At 59.2% G+C, this 16391-nt stretch carries 14 protein-coding genes; 6 read left to right on the forward strand and 8 right to left on the reverse strand.

The window, feature by feature from the left end; all coding sequences use genetic code 11:
• The first annotated feature begins 84 nt into the window (after positions 1–84).
• From JJC00_RS08815 to queE, 4 genes are all read left to right on the forward strand, one after another.
• A complete protein-coding gene (locus JJC00_RS08815) occupies positions 85–333 on the forward strand; it encodes a hypothetical protein (protein WP_200472210.1) in 249 nt (82 codons plus the stop codon).
• A gap of 655 nt (positions 334–988) precedes the next feature.
• Entirely contained in the window at positions 989–1651 is a 663-nt protein-coding gene (gene folE, locus JJC00_RS08820; RefSeq protein WP_200472211.1) for a GTP cyclohydrolase I, read from the forward strand.
• A 2-nt stretch (positions 1652–1653) separates the two neighbouring features.
• Positions 1654–2130 (forward strand): 6-pyruvoyl trahydropterin synthase family protein, encoded by a 477-nt coding sequence (locus tag JJC00_RS08825; RefSeq protein ID WP_200472212.1) that lies wholly within the window; start codon positions 1654–1656, stop codon positions 2128–2130.
• Positions 2105–2761, forward strand: coding sequence for a 7-carboxy-7-deazaguanine synthase QueE (gene queE / locus JJC00_RS08830; RefSeq protein ID WP_200472213.1), 657 nt, complete (start codon positions 2105–2107; stop codon positions 2759–2761). Before JJC00_RS08825 ends, queE begins: the two co-directional genes overlap by 26 nt.
• Before the next feature lie 116 nt (positions 2762–2877).
• On the opposite strand, the gene JJC00_RS37995 is transcribed toward queE, so the two are convergent.
• The 4 genes from JJC00_RS37995 to JJC00_RS08850 form a co-directional block, all read right to left on the reverse strand.
• Positions 2878–3201, reverse strand: coding sequence for a hypothetical protein (locus JJC00_RS37995; RefSeq protein ID WP_246774147.1), 324 nt, complete (start codon positions 3199–3201; stop codon positions 2878–2880).
• A gap of 322 nt (positions 3202–3523) precedes the next feature.
• Positions 3524–3784 carry a hypothetical protein gene (locus JJC00_RS08840; protein ID WP_200472214.1) on the reverse strand — a complete coding sequence of 87 codons (261 nt, stop codon included), beginning with the start codon at positions 3782–3784 and terminating at the stop codon, positions 3524–3526.
• A 441-nt stretch (positions 3785–4225) separates the two neighbouring features.
• Positions 4226–4366 (reverse strand): hypothetical protein, encoded by a 141-nt coding sequence (locus JJC00_RS08845; protein WP_200472215.1) that lies wholly within the window; start codon positions 4364–4366, stop codon positions 4226–4228.
• Positions 4367–4389: 23 nt separating this feature from the next.
• A complete protein-coding gene (locus tag JJC00_RS08850; RefSeq protein WP_246774148.1) occupies positions 4390–4917 on the reverse strand; it encodes a transglutaminase-like cysteine peptidase in 528 nt (175 codons plus the stop codon).
• Positions 4918–8409: 3492 nt separating this feature from the next.
• On the opposite strand from JJC00_RS08850, the gene JJC00_RS38935 reads away from it, so the two are divergent.
• Positions 8410–8628: a DUF7694 domain-containing protein gene (locus tag JJC00_RS38935; RefSeq protein ID WP_433995797.1), complete on the forward strand. Its 219-nt coding sequence runs from the start codon at positions 8410–8412 to the stop codon at positions 8626–8628.
• Between the two features lie 118 nt (positions 8629–8746).
• On the opposite strand, the gene JJC00_RS08855 is transcribed toward JJC00_RS38935, so the two are convergent.
• Both JJC00_RS08855 and JJC00_RS08860 read right to left on the reverse strand, forming a co-directional pair.
• Positions 8747–9430 carry a hypothetical protein gene (locus JJC00_RS08855; RefSeq protein ID WP_200474053.1) on the reverse strand — a complete coding sequence of 228 codons (684 nt, stop codon included), beginning with the start codon at positions 9428–9430 and terminating at the stop codon, positions 8747–8749.
• Between the two features lie 53 nt (positions 9431–9483).
• A complete protein-coding gene (locus JJC00_RS08860; protein ID WP_200472217.1) occupies positions 9484–10233 on the reverse strand; it encodes a hypothetical protein in 750 nt (249 codons plus the stop codon).
• A gap of 2562 nt (positions 10234–12795) precedes the next feature.
• Here JJC00_RS08860 and JJC00_RS08865 point away from each other — a divergent pair.
• Positions 12796–13521, forward strand: a complete 726-nt coding sequence (locus JJC00_RS08865) for a helix-turn-helix transcriptional regulator (RefSeq protein WP_200472218.1) — start codon at positions 12796–12798, stop codon at positions 13519–13521.
• A gap of 263 nt (positions 13522–13784) precedes the next feature.
• Here JJC00_RS08865 and JJC00_RS08870 read toward each other — a convergent pair whose 3' ends face one another.
• Both JJC00_RS08870 and JJC00_RS08875 read right to left on the reverse strand, forming a co-directional pair.
• A complete protein-coding gene (locus tag JJC00_RS08870) occupies positions 13785–14738 on the reverse strand; it encodes a hypothetical protein (RefSeq protein ID WP_200472219.1) in 954 nt (317 codons plus the stop codon).
• A gap of 437 nt (positions 14739–15175) precedes the next feature.
• Positions 15176–16279, reverse strand: a complete 1104-nt coding sequence (locus tag JJC00_RS08875) for a branched-chain amino acid ABC transporter substrate-binding protein (protein ID WP_200472220.1) — start codon at positions 16277–16279, stop codon at positions 15176–15178.
• Positions 16280–16391: the final 112 nt, after the last annotated feature.

Raw genomic sequence — 16391 nt, forward strand, 5'->3', positions numbered from 1 at the left:
ACGAGCAGCGGCCGTCGACAAGCTTGCGCCGGACAGAGTGCGTGAACAGAACGTTAAGCCGAACGTTGCAGGCTACGAGTGGCGATGATCCTGCGTTTCCACTGCGCCGTCGAGCATTTGGACGTGTGGAGTGCAAGCGGAAACGGCTTCTCCTTCGTGATCGCTTATGCGAGCCGCGCAGGCCGCGGCTTTCACGGACGTCCCGGCTATGTGGCGTCATGGCGCCCACTTCATCGAAGTCGTAGCGCAATCAAGATCGCTGGCTCGCCCTTCACGACGTTTGCCGATGCCGAGCAAGCCTGCAACTCGACGCTGAAACATCTGACAGCGTGAAGCTCAGGGCCAATGCGCTGCACCAAACGGGGCGTCAACGACATAGCGTGATCGACCGCCACCAGGCCGGTGAGAAGACGTTTCGCACATTTGGCGGCGAGGCGTTCCTTTTCTATGGTTGCCTCTCAGTTTCCAGATCGAGCCGCTTGGCCGCGGACTCCAGCCGATGAACGGGAAGCGTCATTTCTCTGGCAGCCGATTGAGTCGCAGAATGAGTGGCCGTATCTTCGTATCAGTCGCGTCGGGTCGAAGGCGTCCATATCTGGGGCGCAACGCGACGACGTATGCCGTCCCCACGAGCGGCGCAAAGCCCGTGGTCTCCTCGGCCAACCTTGCGCAACGCCGTATCCGGCATGTTGATTGCTAGAGATCAGAAGACTCATTTCAACAATTGCGTACTCGCAGGGTGCCAACCCAGGAGTTCATTTCAAATGTCTCGATTTGTACAAATCAAAAAGCGTGCGCCTGCACCGCTGATTCACGGCCCGTCTTTGATGGGCTCTCAATCACAAGTAACGCCCCAAAATGCCGTTTCTCCACGCGGCCATTCCTCGGCTCGTTCGGCCGACAGATCAGATGGGGTGGGTGGATCACGCGATCCAACTGCAGATCAGTGCTTGGCGGAAAAGGGCAAAGCATCTGGCAGGGAGTTTTGATGAGGTCAACGCAGGCAATTCGTAAACGCCTCCTCGATGCCGGCGTGTCGTTTGCGCCGAACGCCAACATCGCAGAACACCTGCGGCCTGGTGACATTGAGGTGATACAGGGCGAGGTCGAGCGGCACATGCAGGCCGTGCTGGATGCCTTGGTCATCGATACCAATCGCGACCACAACAGTCAGGGGACCGCGAAGCGAATTGCAAAAATGTACGTGCGCGAGGTGTTTGCCGGCCGCTTTGAGGCCGCCCCCGAGGTGACGGAGTTTCAGAACGACAGCGGCCTGGATGAGGTCTATTCGCTTGGCCCTATCGCAGTGCGTTCGGCGTGCGCCCACCACCTTGTACCCGTCACCGGCCGCATGTGGGTCGGCGTTCTGCCCGGTGACAAGCTGATCGGTATCAGCAAGTTTGTACGCCTCGCCAACTGGATCTTGTCGCGACCCCACCTGCAAGAGGAAGCCACCGTCATGCTGGCGGACGAGCTCGAGGGCCGTCTCAAGCCGAAGGGACTGGCCGTTGTCCTCAAGGCACAGCATCAGTGCATGGTCTGGCGCGGTGTCCGCGAAACGGAAACCATCATGACGACCAGCATCATGCGCGGAGCCTTCCGCGACAGCAAGGCAATGCGTAGCGAATTTATGGCACAGATCAGGGACTAGGCGTGGCATACTTATCGACGAAGACATACGGACATGAGGTCGGCCTATCTGCCACGTTTCGCCAGTGGCGCGCGAAGTCGCACTGTCGCCTGCTGCACGGCTATTCGCTGTCGTTTCGTTTCGAATTCGAAGCCAACACTTTGGACGACAAGAATTGGGTCGTCGATTTTGGCGGCCTCAAGGAGCTGAGGGCGATCCTCGAAGGCACGTTTGACCACAAGACAGTCGTAGCCGCGGACGATCCCGAGCTTGAGTGGTTCCGCGAAGCCGCACGGCGCGGCTTGGCGGACATCGTTGTCCTACCGGCAGTCGGCTGTGAAAAATTTGCCGAACACGTCTATCGCGTCGGCAGCAACTGGCTGCTCGAGAAAGGACTTGCTCCGCGTTGCCGGCTGGTCTCAGTCGAAGTGAAGGAGCACGGCGCGAACAGCGCCATCTATCGGGAGGCAGGCCGTGCTGCCGATCAACGAAATATTTGAAACCATCCAGGGGGAAGCCTGCAAGGCGGGCACACCGTCCGTGTTCGTACGGTTGCAGGCATGCCCGGTCAGGTGTCCGTGGTGCGACACCAAGCACACCTGGTTCGTCGATCCAGAGCGGCGGGTCTCGATAGCCGATATGATGATCAAGACCGAGGACACCAACACCTGGGCCATGATGTCGCCGGAGGACGTCCTGCTCGCGGTGCAGGCGTTCAGCGCCCGACATGTCGTGATTACGGGTGGCGAGCCCGCGCTGTATGACCTGCGGCCACTGACCACGCTGCTCGTCGGTTCCGGATTCTCGGTGCAGTTGGAAACATCGGGCACCCAAGCCATTCAGGCGAATCCCTACACATGGGTGACGGTCAGCCCGAAAGTTGGCATGCCGGGTAGGCGGTCCGTTCTGGCTGAAACCTTGCGGCGTGCCAATGAGATCAAACACCCGGTGGGCAAGCCTGGCGACATCCAAAACCTGCTGAGCCTCCCTATCGATCACGCGCTCAAGCCAGAGATATGGCTACAACCTTTGAGCCAAAGCCCGAAGGCGACGGAGCTGTGCATCCGAGAGGCAACTGCACGCAACTGGCGCGTTAGCATCCAGATGCAGAAGTTTATCGGCGTGCGATGATGCTCGTGTCACAAAGTCCACGTTTGCTGCCGCGGCAACGGTTGTGAATTCGGTCCAACTCACCGAGACGCGGGCTCCGCCGGTAAACCGAGGAGGAGGCGGCCGACGCAAGCCGCTTATTGGCTTCTCACAGGCGCCTTGAAGACTCCTTCCTTTGCCAGGCGAAGATGTCTGTCCAGTGTCGTATGCAGCGACGCACGAAGCTCAAGCGGGATCGAGTCGTCTGTGTCGATCAGTTCCCGAATCTTCAGAAACATGCGGTCGATTGAGGTGACTGTCGTCGTCATTCGCGCCGGTATCATCGGTTCGTCCTTAGCAACAGCCGCCGATGTCAAGCGAATAGTCAGATCTTCTGGCGGCTCGATAATCTCGGCGGTGGCAGGCCAAGCCAGCTTTCGCCGCAACCGCAAGCCTACAATCATACGCAGCGTAAGGTTCAAGCCCTTTTCGATGGCCGAGTGGAGCTTATTTCACTCTGAAAACAACGAAATGTGCCTCGTCGCAATAACCGGCATTGAGGAGACAAGCAGCTCCATCGTCATGGCTAACGGTCGAGACCACGTCTGCGGGCACTTCTACGCGCCCCGTCAAGGTCCGATGGGCCGGGCTTCAGCTTTGCGACCGATCATCGAGACTTGACAGACATCAGCCCGTCGCGGACGGCACGACATCCTCAGTGTCCCAACCGCTTAGAACCTTGAACGGGACCCCATCGTGTCTGATTCCGCGGGCACGGAACGAGGTAGGGTCGAGGAAATCGCGTCAGGAGCGGCTGATTGTCAGACCGGCATTCTCTAGCGCTCGGAGAATCTTGCTCGCGATGGCCCGCGCGTCAGCCTGCCCTTCGCCGACCCAGTCGGCCGCCAGCGCGCGGGCAATCACATCGTGCGCGGTCTCACGTCTGAGCGCCTCGGGCTCGGCATATTCGCCGCAGATCTTGCAGGCGATCACCGGCCGACCGCTCCAGGGATCGTGCGTTGCAACTTCGTACCATTTGTCGGCCTCACATTTCGGGCAGCGCATAGGTGAACTCTCCTGGTACGGTTCAGCGTGATCGATCCGCTTGATCTGCCTTCCGCTCCAAACCCAGCATCTAGTCTGCTAGCCACAACAGCCCGTCGGGGCTGAGAAGCCGATCTCCCAGAAATGCTCCGGGATGATGCGGGTGGCACAGCAATAGCGAATCTCTTCCGTCAGTTTGGCGGAGGACCATCAACGGCACCACAAATAGCGGCCCGTGAGCGCGTCGGATCGGCCCTGATATTCATTCATTGTGATCATCCATGTTTTCTCAGAGGGCAAAAAGAGGCGTGATGTTCGCCGGCTCTGAAGCTCCGCAGATCCAAGACGCCCGACCACGCCAGGCAAATATCCAAGGAACAGGGAGAATGGATGAATCAAAACGGCGCCTTGAGAGAGCGATCTCACCAGCGCGCGATGCGGGTCTGATTGCAGGCGATATCGTCATAGCTGACAGCCGCCGATCAGAGCGCGGGACCACAGATCAATTGCGGTGCCGGTCGGAGAGTGGCCGGTGGCGCGCTGAACGAAGTCGCCCAAGGGCGCGATCATCTGCAGTGCGCCCGTGGCGCTAGCCGGGAACATTTCCGATCTCCTCCGTGAAGGGCTTACTCGCCGCGCTGCGCGATAGTACGCCAATATCGCGGATCGCCTGGCGACTGAACGCGAACCCAGCGATAGGGAGCGTGCGACCACGATCGGATCTGCGGAGTCAGATTGTCCAGCACGAGGTCGCCGCTCTTCGTCCGTACCACCAGAACTAGGTGATGTTGGCCCGAGGTCGTCACGACCTCGGCGAGCAGTAGCGCTCGCGGCGGCCATCCACGCTGTAGAAGCTTGTGGCGCTTGCTGACGGCGTAGTCGTTGCAGTCGCCGCGCTCCGGATCAATGAGCCAGGCTTCCACCGGGGGACCGGGTTCACTGGCTTCCGGGATAATGGCGCTGTTCACGGTCTGGTTGGCTTCTTTCAAATCTGCCCACCGTGCCTCGGTCAGGTGGACCGGACCGCCGCGAAACAGGAGGCGGGCGCGGCATTCATCCTGATAGCGCAGGCAGAACATGGTGTATGCCATAGGAGCGAGCGTCGGACGGTCAAGCTTGAGGTGCCGAGCCGCCGACACCGCGATCGTCGGCATACCTGACGATCCGTGATCGGCCGATCGAGCGGTGTTCATCATTTGAGAGACCATTGTGGCGGCCCCGACTGCAGCCAGGATTAACGTCCTGCGCATGCTGTAGCTGACGGACGACCGATCAGACCCGAGGTCAGGAGCACGAAACGACCGATCGACTGCGGCGGAGCTACGAGGCGCAGTGACCCGAGGAACGCCCGCATCCAGAAGGTCTGCCGTCGGCAGCACGTCTGTGACGCCGCGGTCTGCCAGTCATGCGCAGGTCCACTCCGTACCGGCAGCCCGTGCGCCGTGCACCCGAAACCGCAAGGCATGTGTAACCTCCTGTGACTGCGCGGGAAAAGATCGAGGGCGAACAAAGGCCCGCCCGCCTGATCCGAAAACCGTACAATCTGACGCCACGTGCGATTCAAGCCCCCATGAAGGTCGTGCGAGTGTGTTCGGGCTCACGCCGTTCCGCGGACAATTCGCTGCGCAGACGTCGTCACCAGATCCCGGTCCGCAGGGCGGCCCAGCCGCCGCCGACTCTTCACTTGTCAGCGCGGAGAGTCCGTTCAGACAACCGGGGCCCGCGCGTTTCGCCTCAGGCATTTCCGCCAACGATCTGCGTCAATAACGTTCGCCCTGACCGAAAATGGCGCCGCTTCCCATATTGAAGGTATTGTGACCCCGAGAAGTTCCTACGTATCACCACGGATGTCGGACGCCGCTTCACCTGGTCTAGCGGTTGCACATCCATTTCCATGAAACGCAAAGGCCCATCGTTAAGTCCAAGACACTGGCGGCAGCGAGCGCAAGAGACGCTTGCCAAGGCGGAGTCGTTCGATTGTCCAAAGTCAAAAGCCAAGCTGCTTAAGATCGGCGAGGAATATCGGAAGTTGGAACGGAGGGCCGACGAGCGGGAAAGATTAAGAGATGTCGATGACGAGCAATGAGCATCTTCAATCTGGCTGCCTTCAGCGAAGATCTCTCTGGGCTCCGGCGGGCAGCATTTGAAGCGACCGCGGCCTATGCGCTCGCACCGCTGACACGTCAGCCCCCTGATCCGCATGTTGCACGCGACCTCGGAAATGCCGAACATTCCTCACCGGCTCGAAGATAAGCGAATCTAGCGATGCGACGATCATTCGTGCTGTCGGCCAGGAGCGGCACCAACTGGACGATCGGGACGGCTCGCATATTTGGGAGTGAGCACGCGCGTGGTCCCGCCAATTCATACACGACGGATTGTCGCGCAGCCTTCAGCGTGGCACGTGTTTTGCTGAAGCCCTTTGAGGGGTAGGTTGTCCAGGGCCTACGCCTCGCTGGCCCGACGCGCCTTCTGACCCGGCAAGGCGCGTCGGGCTTTTCGTGCTGCTCAGCAGAGAGGTGGTCATTGAGCCGTATCCACCAGCATATGACATCCTTGGCCGGTGTTGAACATCGACACGTCGTGTTGGATTCGTAGGACTTGGGACATTATCGGCACGCAAGAAATAGCGACAGACCCTCACGCAGGAGGGCCGGCGACAGCTCGCGGCAACACATTCAATGATCCTCGCGAAAAGTTCTCAGCCAATTTCCGCGGCACATCATTTGCAACAATCATCGTGGGCATGGACATGGGCTCCCTCAGCGCCGCGTCGATGCCCCAACCTCGCCAGGTTGGGCCCGGCGCACCTCCTCCTGCCCCGAGGGCGTCGGGCTTTTTCATGTTGAGGCACTGCGATCGTTTTCATCCTTCCATCGACCGCCGACATCGCTCTTGGGACCATCGCGCGGCTCCAGCCGAGCAACGCCGCAGCTCCCGATCGTCCTTCCAAGTGCGTGGCTGAGTGTCTCAAGATGGGAGTTGTGATCATGGAGCGAAGACGAATGCCAAGGATCCGACGCGGTTGAGGCGCCCATCGACAATCGGGGTGCCGCAAAGGAGATTCGTGCACAACTCTCGCCTGCGGATTTGCGTCGTCCTCCGGGTACTTGGCCTAATCAAAAAGGCGGCACAGGCTCAGCGCTGCGGCAAGACTCGCAGCGATGAACGCCCCCGGACTGTCAACGCAGTAGGCGATCAGCATTGCCCACAAGCTGACCGAAAACGCGATGCCCCAAATCATTTGTATCTGGCCTGGGCGCGGGCGAACTCGGCGAGCCCCGTCGTCGGCGCATTGAGCGCAGCGCGCGCCCGTGGCCGGTTGAGGTCGCCCATTCACAGAGCTCCGGAAAGCCAGCAGATGCTCACGCAGAGAAGCGCGGCGAGGACGATGGCAGCAAGCGACAAAAGTTGTGGCGTGACCGACCTCAGCAGAAGATCACAACGCGCTGCTCGCACCGCGTCCTGCGCCTTGATCGGAACTCGTCTTGGTTCACGCCAGTGCATCATCAGTGCTCATCCATGCCATGGTGGATCGAGGCGAGCGTCGGGATCCGTGCGAAATCGAAAGTCACGATGACCGGGTGAAACGGCCTGTTTCTCGCAAATCGATGACTGGAATGCCCAGCGCGCGGCCAGCCTCATCGGCAGCCGAATGGGACGTTAAGCAGGCCGAGCCCTGGCCGGTCTCGCAATGGTCGAGGCATGTATCGGTGCGATCCTGATTGCGACGACCGTCAAGTGTATCTGGGACAAGCGCCAAGCCGCGAATCGTCCGCGGGTTGATCGGCATGCGTCTAGCAAGTGTCATCGGGCGATCCCGCGTTGGTGGCCTGTGCGAAAGCGATCGCTGCCGCATGTTCCACTCAGCAATCGTCGTGCCGCAGGAAGTGGTGCCGTAGGCGTTCGCTGACGCGCGAATGCCGAGGGTCTTGGCGTCGCCGCCGGCAAATGGTGTGTCGTGCTTATGGTCCGGTTTCCGACATCCTTGTCACCAACCGGACGTGAATGCTCAGCGGCGCGCGGGTTGTCTCTTACCGTCGTTCGCGTCAACCAAACTCGTTAAGGCCATATTGAGGTTGCTCGAATCCCGCGGTTTGGAGTCGGCGACATTTGGATTCATGCGTTCGCAGACCATGAGTCGGCTGTTGCTCAACATGTCCCGTGAAAATATTCAAATCCGCAGCTATCCAAGCTCTTTCGGAACGCGTCGCCGAAGGCCACTTTCCAGCAGGCTGATCGTTCGAGCGAGAGTTATGGAGCGACGAATGCGAGCGCTGGTTCGACCGACCTGACAAACTCAACGGCTGCGGCCACATAGATGACGTATTGGGATTGTTTCAGGCTGACTTATGTGCGGTAGCATCGGGTAGAGTCGATGAAGCACCGGCCGACACCGTCGTGTGCGCCGACTTCGAAGCAGTTAGCAAGACCAAGGAGGACGCGTGAGAGCGCAGATCATAGATAGACTGGAGGTCGGCCGCGTACAACATGGGCAGTTCGCCAGCGCGCCAGGGTCAGGTCCTTGTGGTCTCTTTTTTGTTCAAGGACCGTGCGGCTGTAAACTCCAGATCGCAGCATTGGTTCGTCCGGGATGGGAGCACGTCTCCGTCTCGACGCCGCGGCGTTGTCCGAACTGGGAAGAGATGTGCTTCGTCAAGGACCTGTTTTGGGATGAAGAGGAATGCGTCATGCAGCTGCACCCGCCTTATTCGCAATATGTGAACAACAGCAGGTACTGCCTGCACCTCTGGAAGCCCATTCGTGAGAACATTCCAAGGCCGCCGGCATCCTTCATAGGCGTCGTCGGCCTCGGACCGTCCGAGGCGGCGTCGCTGTTGGCACGAATGAGAGCACGTTCGTGATCGGCAGCGTGCACCGTTGGCACCCGGCCCAATCCACTCGGACGCTGGACCCCACCGGTCCACGTCTCCTGCGGTGTTTCAAGATGGAGACAGTCCGTCGCCTGTACGGGTCAGCGACTCATCGCCTCGCCCCGAGACGAGCGCTCCGCATGAGGCTCAACTCGATGTCGCGGAACAGGGTGTAATTCCGCCAAATCCATTGGTGCAGCTCCGTGGTCGAATCCTTCTCGTGGCGCAAATACCCCGTAAAGGAAAACGTCAGGCGATCGATATAGGTTTTCAAAAATTGCGGCAGTGCGAAAATGCGCAGCACAGGACCGCGGTCCATTGCTTCGGGCAATTCGCCGCGCAGCACGAACTGATTATGGACCGTGATCAGCGCAGGTGCCCGGATCTGGTGCCGTAACACCTCATAGCTGCGTGAGGAGACGCGATCGGCGCTCCCGACAAATAGGATGATTGGTGCGACCTGGTTGCGTACGGCCTCCCTCACGAACTCAATCTCGATGCACATTTTGAAGAACTCGTCGAATGCGTGGAAGCCGAGATCAATCACCTTCGCGATTCCGTCGTCGAGGATGAGCCGGTCCATCAGCTGCATCTTGCCCCAGGTGTCGGTCACGTCTGCCGTCTCGGTAATTGAGGGCAGGTAATCGACCAGCGACGGCTCCCTCAAATTGATATCGAAGGAGAGCACGGATCCGTTCTTGAGCAGCAAGAACTCGCTCAAGAGCCGCGCGATCAGAGTCTTGCCGACCTGCAGGCTGGGAGAGCAGATGATGTAGACCGGCGTAGGTGGCATCTCCAGCGGCGTCAAACGGGTTCGTATATTCCCCAAGGTGCATACCAAAAGGGCTACGTTTCACTGCCGCGGGGTACTGACGTGGTGCCAGTCAGATCGGTCAAGTCGATGCGGTCGTACTCGGACCAGACATTAGCCAGCCAGTGCCGGACATAGCCCCGCAGCACAAAGGAGTAGTTCGCGATCTCATCGAGCGGCCCCTTGTTTGCGACGAAGTTGACAAACGAAACGGAAGCGACCTCGACCTGCTCATAGGCCATCTCGTTGAGCTTCGGGATTGTCAGTTCGGTGGCGCCCTTGATCCGGTGAAAATACGAATCGTAAGTCGACTGATCCCACTGAAAGAACTGGGTATCGTTGATGAAATTCTTGACCAGGAAATACTTCGCACCGTTCATGAAATTGGCAGTTTCGGCGATCTCATCCAGAGAAGCGATCGAAGGGCCAAGGATATGGAAGACGGCAAAGGTGATCTGCCCGGACTTTACTGAGTCCAAGAACCCGATGTCGCGCAATGAGTTCAGGGCGACCGATAGCAAGCCTGCGCGGACGTCGATCACGGTGACCGACAACCCTGCGTTCAAGGTGTCGAAGATCCTCATCTGGTCCGCCGTCGTCGTCATATCGACGATCTCAGTGATGTTGGAATGGAAGCGCTTCAGCGTACCTCGCGGTGACTCCGTATCAAAAGCGCGGGTCTGCACCTTTTTCACGCTGAAATAGTCCAGAAGCGTCCGACATACGGTCGTCTTGCCGACCCCACCCTTGTCCGCGCCCACCACAATCACAACCGGCTTCGCCATCGAATTCCCTTTGAAGACACACGCTACGCCAACCGCGAGGCGCGATCGACGGTCTTTGCTTTGGACGTGAACATGGCAGAAAGAAGAGGTAGGCGAAGTTTTGCAAATTTATACGAATGATGTCTGACGTGGCGACGCTCTACGTCAGGTTCGCGGCCTTCTGATAGCCCAGAGAATCCGGACTGCGGCCCTCGTCTCCGATCTGACGTTGCGTCAGGTTTGAACTCCGAACGCCAAGCACGTTCGACGTCTATCGCTCGTTAGAAGCGGAGCGGGTGCAAGATATCGTGGCAAACGAGAGCGGGTCTCGCGAGTGCCAGAAAAAACTGGATCAGGGGGGCAGGAACAGCTTACCCGAAAGAGGAGATTGTGCGCTGTGCCGCGGTCGAATCAGAGGTCGTTCGACTGAAGTGTAGACTTGTTGGAAGCTTCGACAGCTTGGCAGTTGAGGTGCATCGCGCAGCCAAGTGTGCAGCATGAGCATCGACGTAGATTATCGCGAGTTGTGTCATGATCGCACATCATGCTAGCGCCTTCGCGAGGCGGGCCTCGCCGCGGATGGTTCGCTGGTGTGTCGGTCACAACTTGGCCGTCAATTAGCGAGATGACGTTTGCGGGCGGGGCCAACAGCTGAAAGAAGGAAGAGGGGTGATCCAGGCTGAAATGGATGTCGTCGAGCACATGCTCGCCTCACTAACCAGATGCGCGCTTCAGAGTCGGGTTGCCCCTAGTAACGAACAGGTTGCGCATCATTTCGAACTCGCCTGCAAGAGAGTTGGGCTCGTCATTACGCCGGCGTCTGCGATTCGAATTTTCAAGCGCCTCGCGCGCGAGGTTCGGAAGGCAGAGTCGATTCTGGAATTCGTCGGTCCGCGTACCGGTGAGTTGCAATGAATGGGCCCAAAGAGTTGATGTGAGTTTGCGAGCGGAGTCATTGTCCGTGCACGCAAAAGCCCTCGGCGTACGTCGGATGTAAACGGCGCCGAGGGTATTGTTCGCGGGTGGCGCATTTGGGTTGTGGCGCATTCCCTTCGGCGCGACGTAACGCTCCAGGACGACGGGATGCTGCGCGCCACAATCCCCGTCGTCACACGTTCTGTGTCTGGTGCAGCGCGACGGAGGCTGTTGGCAACAACCATGTGCCGCATTCGGTCCACCATCTGACACGATCGCGCCTTGAAAAGCCCAATCGAGGAGTGGTGTCGTCCCGAGCAATTGGAATGACGTGTTCCCTCTCGCTTATTCCAGTCCTCGATAGCTAGCACGTGACGGCAAAATGTCCTCAACCGTGCAAGGGCGAGCTGGCCGACGACCCGCAAGACAATCCGCAAGTCAACCAGCCAGCGGCCGAGTACGCTGTACCATCGAGGGGGAGCGCGATCGCCGATCGCAACGCATAGGATTGTGCGCTTAGCGGGTCTCGGCCTGCGCTTCGCCGCGCATGGGAATACAGGGCCGCCCCTTGCGCGCCTGCCTTGTGCCGCAGACGGGTACATATCTCGTTGTTGGCGGTATTTTTGCTGACCTGCATCGCCAAATGTCGCGGCTGTAGCAAAGCGCAGTGTCGCATTCAGACGAATGTCGGAGTTGCTTCTGTCCTCTGACCGGGCGAATGACCGCCGCGTGGCTCAACAGACTGTTCAGGTGTGAATTCAGGACTGCCGGAAGTTGGTACGACACTTGCTGTCCTCAGGCCAGCTCGGAAGGTCCGGAGTCCCGCATGCACCGTTTCGTCTCGATGAAGCAAAGTTGTGGCTGCGCCCGGGTCCGCGTCCGAGCTCTAGCTCCGGCGCGCCGGCGTACTTCCGACCATGCTGGACCGCACGAGTTGATCGCAGCGCGAGCAGTGGCGGAGGCAAGGGAACATCTGATGGGACGAGCCGAGACTCTTGGCCATTGGCGCTTGAGATGGCGTGCGAGTCTTGCGCGAGGCTCTGATCTTCGCCAACGGCCATCTCCTGCGGCTCACCGAACGCGTCTTCACCGGCATCGAACAAAGAGAGCGGAAGCGATTCGCTCCACCGTGGATCCGGGCTGCGGAGATCTCGAGGCTCCGCTGCCCCTATGGCGCCTGCGATTGCACGACCGCTCCTTTTTAGAGGTCAGTCATGCCCAAGGCAGCGAGATGCTCGCCGACAGCGCGATAGCGGCCGCTTCCGCTCTTCGTGATAGCCGGCCCTGCGCGCCGCGACGAGCCGAATTGCATCCAGGAGCCGACCTGGGGCCGAATAGGCCGCCGCACCGTGCTCCTCGTCGGGTTGCTTCCTGCAGCCATCTCACAGAGCTGCCTGCACGACAGCTACGGTGTGCACGCGCGCTTAGGCCGTCGACACGCGTCCGCGAGCTTCTCGACGGATCGCTGCTTCCAGGCGCCTATCCCTTCCGAGCGCGTTTCGGGAGATCTTGACCAACTCGGGAAGTGCGTGCCGCAACGCTCGAGCGCTCGCATTGCAGAGACGCGAAGCCCAACGTTGAAGGCGATTGAGCGACGCTCCGCCCTCAACAAGCTCCGCGCAACGACGCAGTACGACATTTGGGGCGCGCGGCCTCGTGAGGCGCTACATGGATCTTTTCAATTTCATCGAATGCGCCAAGGCAACGCACTCCATCAAGGTCTTGTTCGACCTTCTCGTAAGCTGCGCAAGCGAGAAAGGCTTCAGTGAAGTCGCTTATGGAGCCCTCACCTTCGCGGAGGGATGTGGTCTGCCCGAGTATCTGCCCTCTGCGGTGACGGTGACCTTCCCGCCCGATTGGTGCGGCCGGTACGTTGAGCGCAAGTACCGTGTCATCGATCCGGTGGTACGACGGGCACCAACGCTTTCGCGGCCTTTCCTGTGGGATCAACTTGCCAAGAAATGTCAATTGCAACCCAGCGAGCAGCGCGTACTCGCAGAGGCCAAAGAGGCAGGTCTGAAGCACGGTATGAGCGTGCCGTTGTACGGACCATTGGGGCAAGTGGCTCTGGCATCCTTTGCATCCCCGTTCGACGATGCTGATCCGCAGTGCCAGATGAGCCATCTCAACGTACTAGCCTGGCACTTCCACATTGCCCTTGCCGAGATCTCGCGCCCCTCCGTTAGCGGCTCAAATTGCGAAGTTGCACTGTCTGAGCGGGAAAAGGATTGCTTGCGATGGGTGGGAGAGGGCAAGTCCTCCTGGGAAATAGGCAAGATACTCGAGGTGAGCGAGAATACGGTCAACTTCCATCTCAAGAACGCGATACGAAAGCTCGGTACTTCAAACCGGACCCACGGAATTGCAAAGGCGATTCGCCAAAACCTCATTTGAATGCCCAGCCCGCCCCTGCACCAACCGGATCATTCGGTGAGAGACGACCGTCCTGGATGTGCAACCCACAAAAGTGGGCTCGCCTCGAGCCGTACGTAGCCGTGGCGAGCTGTGCTCGCGGACGACCGCTTTCGCAGCTTCGCTGCCGCCAAGCCCTCAGCAGACGCCGAGTGTTTCAGCCTGCACGGGCTTAGCTCCGCACGGGCAAGACCGGTCCTGATCGTGCCTGCGCAGACAATGCTGGGCGGCGGCGCAAACTGCCGTCACTTCTGGGGAGGCGGCACGGTCATTCCCGCGCTGGTCCAGCTGCCAAATATCGGTCCTGACAGATCCTTCGGCAGGCCGACTAGCACGCCAACGGGACCAGTGTCGCCGTGGCGATAAGCCATGACCACAGACCGGTCATCGTTGGAGGTAAACTGGAATGTCCCGGTAAAATGTCGAGTTCGCAACACTGCGATGTTTGTGCTCCGACACACTGGGCAGCTGATTGGCGGAGGACCAGCGGCATCGCGGTCAGAAATCGGTGCAGTCGACTCGATGAACTCAGATCGCTTGGAGTAGTTGTCGAGTTCCCCTCGTTCGGGAGCGCTGATCGTGCCGAGATCGGCCTTCACTTTGAGGTCATACATCCGATCAATCTCCGCGTCACGCTGCTGACGCATCTGCATCGCCGCACAATGCGCAGCTTGTGCTTGCCGTTGCTGCTCGGTGAGTTCGGCCACGCGGAAGTTGTCGCCGTTATCCGCGGCTCGCTTGATCTCATCCGCCAAAAAGCCTTGACCGGCATGATAACGTCGATCCGCATCCTGGCGTCGCATCATCTCGTCGAGCACCTCGGGGTCGAGACTGTTCATCTGCTGGACTTTGCTCTCGCTAACATACGTCTCGTTGCCTTGTGCATCGACATAGATGAGGCTGGAATAGACCGGTGCCGCTTCAATCGTCCAGACGGGAGGGTACGGTCCATCAACGAACCCGAACACAGTGTCATTTAGGGTCCCGCCGCCCACGTAATAGTGAGCTGGGGTCTCGCGATACTCGAGTTCGTGATGCGGCGCTAAGTCGTTCGAGCCGCGGTGATCGATGACGTCTTCAATGAACAGCACGCCAGGCGTACCCGGATGCGCGTCAATGTATCTCTTGGCTCGTTCATAACGAAGAGTGCGACGCTGCGTTGTTTCTGGCGCGGGTCCATATACGTCCGCGAGAAACATGACGGTCGCATCAATGGACCCCAACTCCGCGGTCTCAGTCGGAACTGGGCTTGGAGCCTCTGGCGTTCCAGATGGCTTCCTTGCAGACATTGCTGGGGGCGATCGATCATCAGCTTCACCTAGCGCGGCATGTTGCTCCACCGCGGCAAGCAGGTGAGAATCTTGAGCATTGGCTTGAGCTTGAGCGAGAACGAGCATGCTACAAGCTACAAGTATCTTCCACATTAGAGAGCCTCCGTTTTGGTGTGGTGCAGCCCCAGGTCAACAAGCGCGGAAAACCGCAACCAGTTGACCGGCTGGATCGACTATCGAGAGTTCCGGGGAAGTCCTGCTACGGGGAACGAAAATCACGAGCAGTGCGCTCGTCCCCTCGACATGTGCATCACTGCATCGAGCGGCTGGACGACCCCATCGAGGCGAGATGAGTTGCGATCAATTCACTCGGCCTGTTCGACCATGTTGTCTTGCCAACGGTAGACAATGAAGCCGGGAGCCGAATTGTCTCCCTTGGCGTCGAACCGGACGACCCCGATCACCGTGTCGATTGGCTGCGAATGAAGCGTAGCTGCCACCTTCATCGAATCAAAAGTGCCGGCGCGTTTTGCGGCTTGCGCCCATGCCTGGACAGCGGCATAGGCGTAAAGCGAGTAACCTTCTGCAGAACGGTTGGAGGCCTTGAGTCGTGCCACGACGCTCGCCGCGTCAACATTCCTGGTGGGGTCCGGCATAAAGGTGAATAGTGTTCCGTTTCCGGCTTTGCCCGCGATCATCGCAAAATCGTGGGTCATCAGCGGATCGTTGGCCATCACGGTCATATCTGCACCTGCGTCTGAGGCCTGACGCACGATCAGCCCGATCTCATTGTAGTAGCCGCCGATGTAAGCAAGTTTGATTCCGTCCGCTTTCATCCTCGAAACCAGAGCCATGTAGTCCTTCTCCCCGGCCACATAGCTTTGTCGCTTGACATCCGAGATCCCTTGCTCCCGAAGATGCCTCGCGACGACATCGGCAATGCCTTTGCCGGCGGTGCTCCTGTCGTCGAGTACGGCAATCTTGGTGTTGGGGAAATGCCGGCCGATATATTCGGCTGCCACGACACCTTGCTGGTCGTCGCGGCCACAGATGCGAAACACGGATTTGATGCCACGCTCTGTGAGCGCAGGATTCGTGGATCCGGGTGATATCTGAACAAGTTGCGCCTCGTCGTAAACGTTGGAAGCTGGTATCGACGAAGACGAACAAAAGTGGCCAACAACCAACTTGACCTGATCTGTTGCAAGCCGATTGGCAACTACGACGGCCTGCTTGGGATCGCACGCGTCGTCGGCGATGCTCAACACGACCTTCGTTCCTGGAAGGAGGCCTGACGCATTCAAATCATCGACGGCGGCAGCGGCACCATCTCGCATCTGCGCTCCAAGCGCAGCATTGCTTCCAGTCATCGGTCCTGCCACAGCAATATTGATGTCGGCCGCAGATGCAGCGGACATCAAAGCAAGGAGTGGAATAGCTGCGAGAGAAATGGCGCCATGGATTGACATTATGAGATCCCCATGTGGGCTTGAGTTTGCGGGCGGCTTTGCCTGGATTGATTATTGTTGCTGAGGCGTCGCACAATGACAGCTGTGGGACCTGAGGCCCTTGCTGTGAGCC

The sequence above is a fragment of the Bradyrhizobium diazoefficiens genome, from assembly GCF_016616885.1.
Classification (GTDB): Bacteria; Pseudomonadota; Alphaproteobacteria; order Rhizobiales; family Xanthobacteraceae; genus Bradyrhizobium; species Bradyrhizobium diazoefficiens_F.

Bases quoted from the DNA above. Each gene is read 5' to 3' on its own strand.
- JJC00_RS08845 (WP_200472215.1), bottom strand. From the start codon at position 4,366: ATGTTCCCGGCTAGCGCCACGGGCGCACTGCAGATGATCGCGCCCTTG.
- folE (WP_200472211.1), top strand. From the start codon at position 989: ATGAGGTCAACGCAGGCAATTCGTAAACGCCTCCTCGATGCCGGCGTG.
- JJC00_RS08870 (WP_200472219.1), bottom strand. From the start codon at position 14,738: ATGTTTCTCGCGGACGTATATGGACCCGCGCCAGAAACAACGCAGCGT.
- JJC00_RS08855 (WP_200474053.1), bottom strand. From the start codon at position 9,430: ATGCCACCTACGCCGGTCTACATCATCTGCTCTCCCAGCCTGCAGGTC.
- JJC00_RS08850 (WP_246774148.1), bottom strand. From the start codon at position 4,917: ATGCCGACGATCGCGGTGTCGGCGGCTCGGCACCTCAAGCTTGACCGT.
- JJC00_RS38935 (WP_433995797.1), top strand. From the start codon at position 8,410: ATGTGCTTCGTCAAGGACCTGTTTTGGGATGAAGAGGAATGCGTCATG.
- JJC00_RS08865 (WP_200472218.1), top strand. From the start codon at position 12,796: ATGGATCTTTTCAATTTCATCGAATGCGCCAAGGCAACGCACTCCATC.
- JJC00_RS08875 (WP_200472220.1), bottom strand. From the start codon at position 16,279: ATGTCAATCCATGGCGCCATTTCTCTCGCAGCTATTCCACTCCTTGCT.
- JJC00_RS08860 (WP_200472217.1), bottom strand. From the start codon at position 10,233: ATGGCGAAGCCGGTTGTGATTGTGGTGGGCGCGGACAAGGGTGGGGTC.
- JJC00_RS08815 (WP_200472210.1), top strand. From the start codon at position 85: ATGATCCTGCGTTTCCACTGCGCCGTCGAGCATTTGGACGTGTGGAGT.
- JJC00_RS08840 (WP_200472214.1), bottom strand. From the start codon at position 3,784: ATGCGCTGCCCGAAATGTGAGGCCGACAAATGGTACGAAGTTGCAACG.